This is a genomic window from Parvularcula bermudensis HTCC2503 (assembly GCF_000152825.2).
GTDB lineage: Bacteria > Pseudomonadota > Alphaproteobacteria > Caulobacterales > Parvularculaceae > Parvularcula > Parvularcula bermudensis.
In genome coordinates this window covers 191,133-203,932 of record NC_014414.1, presented here as the reverse complement: position 1 = coordinate 203,932, position 12,800 = coordinate 191,133, and the positions used below count along the sequence as shown (strand labels likewise).

Annotated in this window: 10 protein-coding genes and 2 tRNA genes; 8 read left to right on the top strand and 4 right to left on the bottom strand. The window is 63.3% G+C overall.

Features of this window, described 5'->3' with window-relative positions:
* Positions 1–8 precede the first annotated feature (8 nt).
* Both PB2503_RS00960 and PB2503_RS00955 read left to right on the top strand, forming a co-directional pair.
* A tRNA-Arg gene (locus PB2503_RS00960) sits at positions 9–85 on the top strand.
* 59 nt (positions 86–144) lie between these two features.
* The gene (locus tag PB2503_RS00955; protein WP_013299339.1) at positions 145–1,149 is read left to right on the top strand and encodes a GNAT family N-acetyltransferase; all 1,005 of its coding nucleotides are present in this window, start codon (positions 145–147) and stop codon (positions 1,147–1,149) included.
* A gap of 16 nt (positions 1,150–1,165) precedes the next feature.
* On the opposite strand, the gene PB2503_RS00950 is transcribed toward PB2503_RS00955, so the two are convergent.
* The 4 genes from PB2503_RS00950 to PB2503_RS00930 form a co-directional block, all read right to left on the bottom strand.
* Entirely contained in the window at positions 1,166–1,471 is a 306-nt protein-coding gene (locus PB2503_RS00950) for an ETC complex I subunit (protein WP_013299338.1), read from the bottom strand.
* Positions 1,472–1,589: 118 nt separating this feature from the next.
* A tRNA-Pro gene (locus PB2503_RS00945) sits at positions 1,590–1,666 on the bottom strand.
* A 65-nt stretch (positions 1,667–1,731) separates the two neighbouring features.
* Positions 1,732–3,456: a lytic transglycosylase domain-containing protein gene (locus PB2503_RS00940; RefSeq protein WP_013299337.1), complete on the bottom strand. Its 1,725-nt coding sequence runs from the start codon at positions 3,454–3,456 to the stop codon at positions 1,732–1,734.
* Positions 3,457–3,600: 144 nt separating this feature from the next.
* Positions 3,601–4,500 carry a uracil-DNA glycosylase gene (locus PB2503_RS00930; RefSeq protein ID WP_013299336.1) on the bottom strand — a complete coding sequence of 300 codons (900 nt, stop codon included), beginning with the start codon at positions 4,498–4,500 and terminating at the stop codon, positions 3,601–3,603.
* A 255-nt stretch (positions 4,501–4,755) separates the two neighbouring features.
* On the opposite strand from PB2503_RS00930, the gene PB2503_RS00925 reads away from it, so the two are divergent.
* The 6 genes from PB2503_RS00925 (at position 4,756) to PB2503_RS00900 (ending at position 12,723) form a co-directional block, all read left to right on the top strand.
* Positions 4,756–6,435, top strand: a complete 1,680-nt coding sequence (locus PB2503_RS00925; protein ID WP_013299335.1) for an electron transfer flavoprotein-ubiquinone oxidoreductase — start codon at positions 4,756–4,758, stop codon at positions 6,433–6,435.
* Between the two features lie 54 nt (positions 6,436–6,489).
* Positions 6,490–6,960, top strand: coding sequence for a PaaI family thioesterase (locus PB2503_RS00920; RefSeq protein ID WP_083810917.1), 471 nt, complete (start codon positions 6,490–6,492; stop codon positions 6,958–6,960).
* A gap of 1 nt (position 6,961) precedes the next feature.
* Positions 6,962–8,068, top strand: coding sequence for a tRNA dihydrouridine synthase (locus PB2503_RS00915; protein WP_013299333.1), 1,107 nt, complete (start codon positions 6,962–6,964; stop codon positions 8,066–8,068).
* A gap of 56 nt (positions 8,069–8,124) precedes the next feature.
* Positions 8,125–10,410: a sensor histidine kinase gene (locus tag PB2503_RS00910; protein WP_013299332.1), complete on the top strand. Its 2,286-nt coding sequence runs from the start codon at positions 8,125–8,127 to the stop codon at positions 10,408–10,410.
* Positions 10,411–10,414: 4 nt separating this feature from the next.
* A complete protein-coding gene (gene ntrX, locus PB2503_RS00905) occupies positions 10,415–11,827 on the top strand; it encodes a nitrogen assimilation response regulator NtrX (RefSeq protein ID WP_013299331.1) in 1,413 nt (470 codons plus the stop codon).
* A 107-nt stretch (positions 11,828–11,934) separates the two neighbouring features.
* Complete coding sequence (locus PB2503_RS00900) at positions 11,935–12,723, top strand: DUF502 domain-containing protein (RefSeq protein ID WP_013299330.1); 789 nt, start codon at positions 11,935–11,937, stop codon at positions 12,721–12,723.
* The last annotated feature ends 77 nt before the right edge of the window (positions 12,724–12,800 follow it).

Sequence of the window (12,800 nt, the reverse complement as noted above, 5' to 3'; positions counted from 1 at the left end):
GCGGCTTCGGCCCCTTAGCTCAACTGGATAGAGCACCGGACTTCTAATCCGACGGTTGCAGGTTCGAGTCCTGCAGGGGTCGCCATTTGGGCCAAAGCCCCGTCCGCGACATCTCTTTCGCTCAGCCTATGCTAAGAGGCGGGGATGACATCTTCGGTCATTACCCTGCGGCCTGTGCGTGATGGCGATGAGGCGGCACTGTTGGCCCTCGCCCGGGCGAGCGGCGGGGGCATGACCAGCCTGCCCGAGGATGGCGACGCCCTGACCGCGCGGGTCGAGCGGAGCGTCCAGGGCCTGCAGCGTTTGGCGGGGCGAGGGGGCGCCGGTGAGCCGCCGCTCTCCCTCTATCTGCTGGCGGAGCGGGAGGGCGTCCCCCTCGGCAGTGTGGCCCTCTTTGCGCTTTCGGGCAGCGGTGGTCCCTTTGTGACCTATCGTCTTGCCACGGCGCCTCAGGCCTTCCCGGCGCTGGGCAAGGCGTTCGCCCATGAGATCCTCGAGGTCTCGACAGCCCATCGTACGTCCTCGGAATTGGCGGCTCTCTTTGTCTCCCCCGCCGGTCGGGGTCTCTCCCTCGGGCGGGCGCTGGTGACCGCCGCGATCGCCTTTTGTCGCCACCACCGGGAGGCGTTTGCCGATATCCTGATGGCGGAGATGCGCGGATGGGTCGGCCCGTCGGGCGACCGTCCGTTCTGGGACGATATAGTGATGCCCTTTTTCGGCATGAGCTTTCTTGAGGCCGATCATCTCAACGCGACCGCGGGCAATGCGTTTATCGAGGCGCTGCTGCCCGCCCATCCGCTCTATCTTTCGCTTCTCCCCCCACGGGTCAGGGAGATTGTGGGGGTGCCGCACCCTGACGGTCGTGCGGCCCTCGCGCTCCTGCAACAGGAGGGGCTGTCCACGGACGGTCATTTCGATCCCTTCGATCTTGGCCCCTGCCTCTCGGCGCCCCTCGACGATCTGGCCGCCCGCCAGGAAAGGGCGCTGGCGGCGGGCGCGAACCGGACGGACGGGGGGAGGGGGCGAGGCTTGTGGGTCGAGGGCCGGGGGGCCGAGTTCCGTTGTCGCCTTGTCCCCCAAGGGGGCACGACAGCGGCGGGCGCTGGCGCGTCACACCCTGGTGCGCCCGAATGGCTCCCCTTCGATTAACCGCGCAGTGGGGCCCTTAATGGGTCCAGGGCGTCCGACGACGAAAGGCGAAATTGTCAGCGTAGGATTTCGGCACGGGGGCCTGATCGGGCTTTTCCAGCACCTGATAGGGAAGGCGCTGTTCCTTCGCATAAGCGATGGCGGCTTCCTTGGTGTCGAAGGTCATTTTAACCTGCCCCAGCGTGTCGGCTGAGGAGGTCCAGCCCATCAGCGGATCGGTCTTGCGCGGGCTGCGACCCTCAAATTCCAGGACCCACAGCTCGGTCTTGCGTTTGCCGGACTGCATGGCGGTGCGGGAGGGGCGGTAGATACGAGCGAGCATGGGACGCACATACGCCGATCGGCGCAGGGACGCTAGGGATAAAGGCCCCCTGGCAGGCCGGGCCGAACCTCACAGAAAGCGACGTGACGAGGGGGGGGGACCATGGCGAGGCCCCCAATGGTCGGGGCGGCAGGATTCGAACCTGCGACCCTCTGCTCCCAAAGCAGATGCGCTACCAGGCTGCGCTACGCCCCGAACCCAATGGAGGCGCGGCGTACAATGCCCCCGCTGTTCGGTCAAAGGGAAACAGCGAGGGGCGCTTACCGCCCCGCTTGAGCGACGCTGACATAGACCGCGTCCCCGCCCGCGGCGAGGCTGTCCCGTGACGGTGCCGCTTCGCCGAACCGGTCGCGATAGAGCCAGAAATTGGTCAAGACCGTCTCCACAAAGTGACGGGCTTCATCATTCGGCACGCTTTCGATCATCAGGAGAGGATCGTCGATCCCCGTCGCGGTCTTCCAGCGGGCATAATTGCCAGGTCCCCAATTATAACTGAGCGCCATGCCGATCAGGTCGCCGGTGCCCCCGTGATAAGTTTCAAGAAGATCCCGGACATAGGATTGGCCAAGCTGCATGTTATAGCCGGGGTCGAGCAGGCGCTCGCTGGCGTGGACCGCGCTGAGATTTGCTTTATCCGCCACATAGGAGGCGGTCCTGGGCATCAATTGCATCAATCCCCTGGCCCCGACTCGGGACGAGGCGTGGGGGAGGAATTTCGATTCCTGCCGGATCAGACCGAACAGCACGGCGCGGTCGACCTCGAACCCGTTCGACGGCGCAAAAGGCGGGGCAGGGAACAATCCTCCGCGCAAATGGGCATTCGCCGGCGTCTCGGCGGCGGCTTGATGGGCGATCAGCAATTGCGCATTCGGCAGACGCGCCGCCTGGGCGAGGGAAAGCAGCGCGAGATCGTCCGCCGCGCTCAATTCCCCCTGCGCCCATTTGAGTTCGGTCTCGGCCTCATCGCGGCGGCCGACCTGGGCGAGGGCGGCGGCCCGTTCCACCCGCCGGTTCTTGGCCACCAGCTGATCGAATTGGCGCTGGGTGAGGGGCGGGATCGACCAGTCAATTCCCGATTCGAGCCCGAGCATGGCGAGCGACAATTGGCCGTAAAAGGTGAAGGGATAGGCCGCGCCGAGGCTGAGGTGATCCGTCACCTGACCGGTATAGCCGCTGCGAAGGGCGCTACGGGCCGCCCAAAAGGCCGCTGCGGCGCGAAGGCTGTCTTCCTGATACGGACTGCGCGCCTGGGCGGCGAAATGGCCAAAGGCGGTGGCCGGATCGTCACGCCGCATATGAATGAGGCCGAGGATCCAATGAGAAAGGATCGCATCGTCTCCCGATCGCTGGGTCGCTTGCTGTGCCACCTGGGCCGCGCGGGTCAGCTGGCCGTCGTAATAGAAGGCGGCGGCGATCCATCCACGGACCCGATCGGTCTGGGTCGCCGTGAGGTCGTTGAACTGGGCGGGGGCCATTAAATAATTCAGCGCCTCAGCCGGTTTTCCCTGACGGCACAGCGCCCGCAAGTGACGTTCAATGGTGTCGACCCGACCACGGTCGATCGGCGTCTCGCGGTAGTCGGTGAGCAGCGCGGGGGGAAGGGGAACTTGGGCCCGGGACCGCCAGGGCCGCGCCTGAGGACGCCGTGGCGGGGCGCCGGTCCGGCGTTTCATCGCGAGGTCATAGACCCGGTCGGCGGTGGGATGATCGGCATAGGCACTGAGCCATCTTTTCAATTCGGGATAGCTCGACCGGTAAGCCGTGGGGTGGAAATATCGTTGCTCCAGCACATAACCGAGCAGGATATCGTTATCGAGCGCGGCGATGAGACGATCCGCCTCGGTCCATTTGGCGTCGGCCTGGAGGGCGAAGATCTTCTCATAGCGCGCGGCATCGGCGTTTGAGAGGGGGGTGTGCGGCGCGGCGGCGGCGGAGAGGGCGCCGGAGAGGCCGCAAGACAGGCCGATGGCGATCCCCGCCAGCACGCGCACGACCCTTCGTCCGGGGACCCAAGCCCCCCATGCCCTGCGCTTGCCTGAATGAAGCCCCTGCCCTGCCATGGCTCGCCCTTCAGCTCTCCAACCCGATCATGCAGAACTGGTACCAATGACTGGTCGCGGGGAGAAGCCCTAACTCGCCGCCAGCCGGGCCGCCACGGCGCGCAAATCCGCCCAGGCCAGGCGCTTTTGTGCCGGCGCCCGCAAGAGAAAGGCGGGGTGGAACATCGGGAGCACGGCGGCTTGGCGTCCGTCCGAGAGGGGCCATTCCCGCCAGCTCCCGCGGGTTCGCGTAATCCCCGGGGCGCCGGGATAGAGCGCTTGGGTCGAGACATTCCCCATCAAAATAATCACCTCGGGGGCGGCGAGCGTGATAAACCGGCGCAGGAATGGGAGGCAGATGGCCTGTTCCTCGCCCGTCGGTGCCCGATTGCCCGGAGGACGCCAATAAACGGCGTTGGTGATGAGGACATCGCCGCGCCCATCCGCCTCGGTCCGGCTATAGCCAATCGCGTGCAACATAAGGTCGAGGAGGCCGCCGGCCTTGCCGACAAAGGGCTTGCCGATGCGGTCCTCGTCCCGGCCGGGCCCCTCCCCGATGATCAGGAGACGGGCACCAATGACCCCATCATAAACCACTGTGCGGCGCGCCGCGGCTTTGAGGGGGCAGCCGTCGAACCCGGCAATGGCGTCGGCGAGGGCTGGAAGGGTCGTCGTTGCCTCAGCGAGGGCGGTAGCGGCCATTACAGCTTCGTCGCTGCCCCCCGCCGAGGAGGGGGGCTTTGCTGTCGGCGCGACCTCGTTGCCGGGAGGCAAAGGCGGGCGGCGCTCGCCCCCGGCAAGGGCGCGGGGGACGGGAAAGCCATGGGTCGGCCAGTCCCGCATATCTGAGGGCTCGGCGCTCTCGGCGGTGTCGACCCCGCTCGCCCGATACCACGCCAACAGGGCAAGGGCCGTCGCGCGATCCAATGAGACACGGGCCGAAGACGCTAGGGACGAAGAGGGGGGGGCCGAAGAGGGGGGCGCGCTCATCCCCTTTTCTTGGCGACCTCCCCCGTCTTTGAAAAGGCTCGCGGACAGGGAAAAGGCGCGCCGACAGGAGCTGCGGCGGCCTCAGCCGCCCGGCGGCTCAGCGGAAAGCCGATACCTAGGGCCTTGCAAAGCTATGCGAAAACAGGGCGCATTGTCCAAAAGCCACAGCTCCCATAGATGGAGTGTTCGTACCGTCGCCGCGGTTCCCCCGGCGACTCAGCAACCTGGCCATCGCGCCCGAGCAAGGAGTTTATGATGTTTGACGATACGCCTGTCGAACGGGAGAGCATGGAGTTCGACGTGGTTATTGTCGGCGCTGGGCCGGCGGGGCTTTGCGCGGCGATCCGACTCAAACAACTCGAACAGGAAAAGGGCGGGGACCTTTCCGTGGTCGTTGTGGAAAAGGGGTCCGAGGTGGGGGCGCATATTCTCTCCGGCGCCGTCCTCGATCCAAAGGCCCTTGATGAATTGCTGCCCGACTGGCGCGATGATGCGGAGTGCCCCATCGACACCCCGGTCACCGATGAAAAGTTCCTCTATCTGGGGTCGGCCGGCTCCATGCCCCTGCCTATCTGGGCGATGCCGAAGATGATCAAGAACCACGGGTGTTACGCGGTTTCCATGGGGAGTGTGTGCCGCTGGTTGGCTGAAAAGGCCGAGGCGATGGGGGTCGAGATCTACCCGATGATGGCGGCCAGCCAACTCATCAGGACCGAGGATGGCGCCATTGCGGGGGTGATCGTCGGCGAAGTCGGCATTGGCCGGGATGGGGAAAAGAAAGACAGCTATGAGCCGGGCATGGAATTGCGCGGGAAATATACCCTGCTGGCGGAGGGCGTGCGCGGCTCCTTGTCCAAACAGGTGATCTCGGAATTCGGTCTCGACAAGAATGCTGAGCCGCAGAAATACGGCATTGGGATCAAAGAGCTGTGGAAGGTGCCGGACGAGAAGTTCCACAAAGGACTGGTGCAGCACACCTTCGGTTGGCCGCTGCCGAACGATGCGGGCGGCGGGTCATGGATGTACCATTTCGGCGATAATTTCGTCTCGATCGGCTTTGTGGTCCATCTGAACTACAAAAACCCCTATCTGGCGCCCTATCAAGAATTCCAGCGCTTCAAGACCCACCCCGAGGTGCGCCCCTTCCTCGAAGGCGGAGAGCGGGTGGCCTATGGCGCAAGGGCGATCACCGAGGGCGGCTTTCAGTCGGTGCCCGAGTTGACCTTCCCCGGCGGGGCGCTGATCGGCTGCTCGGCGGGGTTTGTGAACGTCCCTCGGATCAAGGGCAACCACAATGCCATGAAGACCGGCATGATGGCGGCGGAAGCGGCCTTCGAGGCCGTGAGCGAGGAGCGCAAGGCCGACCGGTTGGTCGCCTATCAAACCGCCTATGACAATTCCTGGGTGCGCGATGAGCTTTATAAGGTGCGGAACGCCAAGCCCCTTTGGTCCAAATACGGCACGTTCCTTGGAGCGCTGGTCCTTAACGGTCTTGAGCTGTCCCTGACCACAAGGACCGGCGGCTTCTCGCTGTTCGGGACCTTGAAGCATGGCAAGACCGATGCGGAGAGCCTGGAGAAGGCGTCGAAACACAAGCCCATCGATTATCCCAAACCCGATGGGGTGCTGACCTTTGATAAGCTCACCAATGTTTCGTTCTCGGCGACCAATCACGAGGAGGATCAGCCGATCCACCTCAAGCTGAAGGATCCGTCCATGATGACGCAGATCCAATTGCCTGAATTCGCCGGCCCCTCCGCGCGCTATTGCCCGGCGGGGGTGTATGAATATGTCGAAGACGGTGGTGAGACCAAGTTTCAGATCAACGCCCAGAACTGCGTCCATTGCAAAACCTGCGATATCAAAGATCCCATGCAGAACATTGTCTGGACGACCCCCGAAGGGGGCGGAGGGCCGAACTATCCCAATATGTAAGCCGCGCCGGAGACCGAGCGCGATGGCGCTTGGTCTCTCTCGACGAGGGAGGCGATGATGGGTGACTGGCCGGGGGGCATGCCCCCCTTTCTGGCGCGGGTCGAAGGCGGCGAGTTCGAGGGGTGGTATACCCTCGTCGATGCGCCGAATTTCGCGCAGTTTGCCGGGCCTTTCTATTTTTCGTTCGATGAAGAGGATAACGCGCCGGTTGCCGCCATGGCGCTTGCCGCACATCACCAAAATCTCGGCGGGACCGGCCATGGCGGGGCCTTGATGACCTTTGTGGACATGGCCGCGTTTCATACGATCACCCCCGAGGTGCCGGATTGGAAAGCCGTCACCGTGGGGGTCTCCTGTGACTTCGTCGGGGCGGGGCCAATCGGTGGCGTTCTGCGGTGTAAGGGAGAGATCCTTCGCGCAGGTGGGCGCAGCCTCTTTACTCGCGGGCTCGTCACCGCGGCGGGGGCGCCGGTGCTGAACTGGTCCGCCCATTTGATGCGGATGCCGACCAAAGGGCGCGGCTGACATGGGCCAGCGGGCAAACGGCCCTGTGGCGGCGGCCTCGCCCGTCTTGGCGCCGCTGTCGATCGGCCCTCATCCGCTAGAGCGACCGGTGATACTGGCGCCCATGTCAGGGATAACGGACCTGCCCTTTCGCCGGGCGGCGTTGCGGGCGGGGGCGCCATTGGTGGTGTCCGAGATGGTGGCGTCTGAGGAATGGGTGAGGGAGCGTCCCGATGTTGCCTTGCGGGCCGCGTTGCCGACGGGGGACAGTCTCAACGTCATTCAGCTTGCGGGACGAGAGGCCCGCTGGATGCGCGAGGGGGCGGCCAAGGCTGAAGCGCTTGGGGCGGACATCATCGACATCAATATGGGCTGCCCCGCCCGAAAGGTGACGGGCCTGTTGTCCGGGTCCGCCCTGATGCGGGATGTCGACCACGCCCTATCGCTGATCAAGGCGACCCTGTCGGGGACCTCCCGGCCGGTGACGCTAAAAATGCGTCTGGGGTGGGACCATGGCCATCTGAACGCGCCGGAAATCGCCAAGGGCGCGGCCGATGCCGGGGTGGCCGTGATCACCGTTCACGGACGGACCCGTCAACAATTCTACAAGGGAACGGCGGATTGGCGGGCGGTCCGGGCGACGGTTGAGGCGGTCTCTGTCCCGGTCATCGTCAACGGCGATATCGTGGACGACGTGACCGCGCGGGCCGCCCTTGCCCAGTCGGGGGCGGCGGGGGTGATGATCGGTCGGGCGGCCGAAGGGCGTCCTTGGTTGCCCGCCGCCCTCGCCGAGGCCCTGGCGTCGGGAACGCCGATGATCGCTCCCTCTTTTGTCGATCAGATACAGGGGGTGCGGCGCCTCTATGACGAGACCCTGTCGCATTATGCGGCGGGGCACGGCCGGTCGGCGGCGCAAGGGCGGCAATTGGGGGCGCGCATGGCCCGAAAACACCTCGCCGCTTTTATCGATGGGGCTCCGGCTCCGTGGTCATCGGCGGCGCGACGGGAGTGGCGGCGCGTTCTCTGTGCCGAGAACGATCCGACGCGGGTCGTGGACCTATTGAGCCAGCTGGCTGACGGTCCCGTGCCCCCCGTCGGCACCCAAAGCGTGGCGTTCGTCGCTGCGTGACAACCCGGTGCCGACGGAGTAGTGTTGCGTGTGGGCAACTCTGTAGGGTGCGCCGAATGATCAGCAGCCCAGATCGTTATCTCCCAACGACCGGGGCCGAGACGACAGCCTCGCCGCGCGGCGGGGGGGCGGTATCAAGGCTCCCCCATCTCCGCAGTAGGTTGACGCCTGTCGCCCTCGCCGGGGCGGCGATTCTTGTCTTCATCCTGACGGCTTACGGCCTCTCGAATGTCGTTGAGGGGGTGTCGGCCCCGGTGCGTGGCCTCTTTGGGCTAGTCGCGGTTGGGGCCATGGGGCTGAGTGTCCTCGTCCTGGCCCGGCTGGTCGAGGTGTTCGTCGAGGATCGAGGGCATTTGCGGGGGGCGCGGCTCCAAAAACGCTTCGTCGCCTTGCTTCTTGGGGTGGCGGTGGTCCCCGCAATGGCGGCTTTCGTCCTCGCTGGGACCGTGCTCAAGACTTTTTCGGAAGAGTTCTTCGTTGAACGTGTCACGGCCGCCAACGCCGTGGCCCGGGACTTCGCCAATGGATATTTCACCGCCGAAAGCCGCAAGATCGGTCCGCAGGTCGTCCAATTGGCCGCCGACCTCGCCTTGCAAGCCCGCGCGGGGCTCGATCCGGAAACGCAGCCGATCGGATTTCGCAAGTATCTTCTCGGCCAGGCGATTCTTCGGGACTTTACCGCCGTGACGATTCTCGACCGCGACCTTAATGTCATTGTTCAGGTCAATCGCCGGAGCGGTCAGCCCTTCAGACTGCCGCCCCTGCGCTATTTTGAGGATGTCAGCACGCCGGGCGCCATCCCGTTCAAATACGACGCCCACGACAAGCGGGTGTTCGATGCCGCCTATGCGCTGCTCTATTCGCCGCAGGATCAATTCATCGTGGCCTACAAGGCGGAGAACGCCGCGCTTGCAGAGCAATTGCTAAGGGTGCGGAACTTCAGAGATGAGACGATCGGAATACGGCAACGTCTGGAGAAGCTGACCGGGACTTTCACCATCGGCTTTGGCCTCGTGATGATCCTGCTCCTTTTGACCGCCATGTGGATCGGCATCATGGTCGCCAACGGGATCATTCGCCCGGTCCGGCAATTGGCCACGGCGGCGGAGGCGGTGAGCCGTGGGCATCTCGTCCGGCACCCCGATCTTGAGACCGCCCAGGGGGAGCTGGGCGAATTGGGGCGGATCTTTAACGACATGACCGAAAAGCTGGCGCTTCAACGGCGGGAGCTTCTGCTCGCCAACCGCCAATCTCAGGCACGCCGACGCTTCATCGAAACCGTCGTGTCGGGGGTGCCGAGCGGCGTTTTGAATGTCCGCCGGGAAGGGACCATTGCGCTGTCCAATCCCTCCGCCGACGCGATCCTCTCTCCGGAGGGAGAGGCGCTCACCGGGCGCCAGCTTCTTGACGTTGCCCCGGAATTGGCGCCTTTCTTTGAGGAAACCTCCCCGCTGGCGGGGCGGGAAGCCCAAAATCAGATCGAAATCAATCGGCGCGGGCAGACCCGGATCATCAATGTGCAAGTGCGGCCGGACGACAAGGACCGGCCCCGCGGCACGCTGATTACGCTCGACGACATCACCGAATTGGTGGCGGCCCAGCGAAATGCCGCTTGGGGAGAGGTGGCGCGGCGGATTGCCCATGAGATCAAAAACCCGCTGACGCCTATTCAGCTTTCCGCCGAACGTCTGAAGCGGCGATATGGGGACAAGATCGGCGAGGATCGAGAGGTATTTGAGGCGTGCACGGACACCATTGTCCGCCATGTCGGCGATATCGGCCGAATGGTCGCAGAATTTTCCTCTTTTGCCAGAATGCCGGCCCCTGTGCTTTCTGAATGCGATATGCGTGAGACCGTGAGGGCCGCTGCGGAAACCTTCGCGATTGCCTATCCGACCATTTCCTTCCGCTACATCTTACCCGATGGCCCCGTGCCGATGCGCTGCGACAGTCGGCTGATGCGCCAGGCGATCATGAACCTTGTGAAAAACGGGGTGGAGGCCATTACGGAAGACGAGGGCAGCGGCAAAAAGAAAGGTGAGATGATTGTCTCACTTGAAGAAGGGGAGACCAATGTCGTGATCAGCATCACCGATAATGGCCGGGGCCTTCCGCAGAAAGATCGGGCCCGGCTGACCGATCCCTACATGACCACCCGGGTCAAGGGGACCGGGCTCGGCCTCGCCATCGTGCGCAAGGCCGTAGAGGAGCATTCAGGCCAGTTCTCCCTGATCGATCGGGGGGCGGAGGACGGCGCCCCCGGCGCGGTGGCGCGGATCGTCCTGCCCAAACGGTCGTCGTATGAGCAGGGCGATGAGCCCCCTACAAGGCAGGCAGTGTAGCGCGATGTCGATCGATATTCTCATTGTCGACGACGAACGGGATATCCGCGACCTCATCGCGGGGATTCTCGAGGATGAGGGGTTCACCCCCAGGACGGCATCGGACAGCGACGCGGTATTCGCAGCGCTGCGCGAGAGATGTCCAGCGCTGGTCATCCTTGATATCTGGCTCCAGGGCTCAAGCATGGATGGGCTCGATATTCTCGATGCGCTCAAGCAACTCTATCCCGACATGCCCGTGATCATTATTTCGGGACACGGAAATATTGAGACGGCGATCGCGGCGATCCGGCGCGGGGCCTACGATTTTCTCGAAAAGCCGTTCAATGCCGAGAAACTGATTTTGACGATTGGGCGAGCGCTGGAGGCCTCTTCGCTACGGACGGAAAATGACAGTCTGAGATCCAAGGCGGCGGATGAGGCGCTGCGCGGGCAATCGACCGCCATACAACAGTTCCGCCAGGCTCTTTTCAAAGTGGCGGAGGCACGGTCCCGTGTCCTGATCGAGGGAGAGGTCGGCTCGGGGCGGGAGACCGCGGCACGGGAAATTCATCGCCTGTCCCCACGCCGCGACAGACCCTTCGTCGTCGTCAGTGCCGCAACGATCAAGCCTGACACGATGGAGGAAGTTCTTTTCGGGTCCACCGCGCCGGATGGGACGCCGAAAACGATTGGGGTGTTCGAGCGGGCCCATGGCGGGACCTTGTTGATCGACGAAGTCGGAGAAATGTCTCTATCGACACAGGCCAAGGTGTTGCGGGTCCTTGTCGATCAGCGCTTTACCCGGTTGGGGGGGGCCGCACCCGTGGCGATCGACACCCGGATCATCTCGACCACTTCTCGGAATTTGTTGTCCGATGGGGGGGAAGGGGGCTTTCGGGCAGACCTTTTCCATCGCTTGGCCGTCGTTCATCTCAAGCTGCCGCCTCTTCGTCAGCGTCCTGACGATGTGCCGGAGTTGGTCCAGTATCTCCTCACCATGATTGCCGAGGGGGCCGGTCGCCCCCTGCCGCAGATCAGTCATGAGGCGATCACGGCCCTGCAAGCCTATGATTGGCCCGGCAACGTGCGACAGCTCCGCAATGCGCTTGAACGATCTATTCTGTTAAGGGCCGGTGAGGACAAAGAGCCGATGGGCATTGCCGACCTGCCGGAGGAAATCGTGCGCGGGGGGGCCACCTTGTCCGCAGGAACAGGACTGGAACAGGTGATCTCTCTGCCGCTTCGCCAGGCACGGGAGCAGTTCGAGCGGGAATATCTCGCCGCCCAAATCGCCCGCTTTGCAGGGAACATATCGCGCACCGCATCCTTTATTGGGATGGAGCGGTCGGCCCTTCACCGCAAACTCAAGGCCCTGGGGATCAGTGGCAACGGAAAAACAACTCGCCATCAATCCGCCGATTTGAGCGAACAGTAACGGTTGATCATGCTTAATGTCGAAGACCCCCATGCGCTGGGCGGTCCTGCCAGGAGTGAAGGACATTGAGGAAACGCCAATCATCTAGGGATGTCCCGCCCCTCGGAGTGCCGCATTTGCCAAAACCGGGGCCGTTCGCCTCGCTGCGTAACAGCTTCCTCACCGGCGTTGTCATTTCCGCGCCGCTCTTCATTACCTTTGCGGTTCTTTACTGGTTCATCACCGGTCCCCTCCGGCGCCTCGATGGATTTGTCCGCAACAATATTCCCCAGCAATTCCTGCCCGAAGACATCTCCATCTTGCCCGGGCTTGGGGTGTTGATCGCTGTCATCTTCCTCACCGTCCTTGGGATCATCGGGAAGAATTTCATCGGCCGCTCGCTGATCGGTTTCGGTGAACGGGCGGTCGATTCGGTACCCATCGTTCGCAGCCTCTATGGGTTCTTCAAAAATGTTTTTGAGATGGCGCTGCAGCAGTCAGAGCAATCCTTCAAAGAGGTGGCCCTGATTGAGTATCCGCGCCCCGGCCTCTGGACGCTTTGTTTTGTGGTGACGTCGACGAAAGGCGAGGTTCGTCATGCCCTGGCCGATCGTGGCGAGGACATGACCAATGTTTTCGTGCCGACGACCCCCAATCCGACCTCCGGCTTCTTGCTCTTCGTCCCGCGATCGGAGTTGCGGATCCTCGATATGTCCGTGGAAGACGGGGCGAAGAAGATCTTTTCGGCGGGTCTCGTTGCGCCCAATTTCGACGTAACCTCCATGGAGGGACAGGAGCGGTCGGCCCCTGAAGAGGGGAATGGCGGGAAAACCTTTTCGCTATTCGGACGAAAACAGGTGGATGAGGGGCAAACTGACCCCAAAAAACCGACTAAAAAGTCGGTAGCATCTTCCTAATACCTCCAATTAAATCGTTAACGGTACTTGGCCCAGCCTTTGCACTTCATGGCCGTGTGTCGTAATGATTTGTTAAT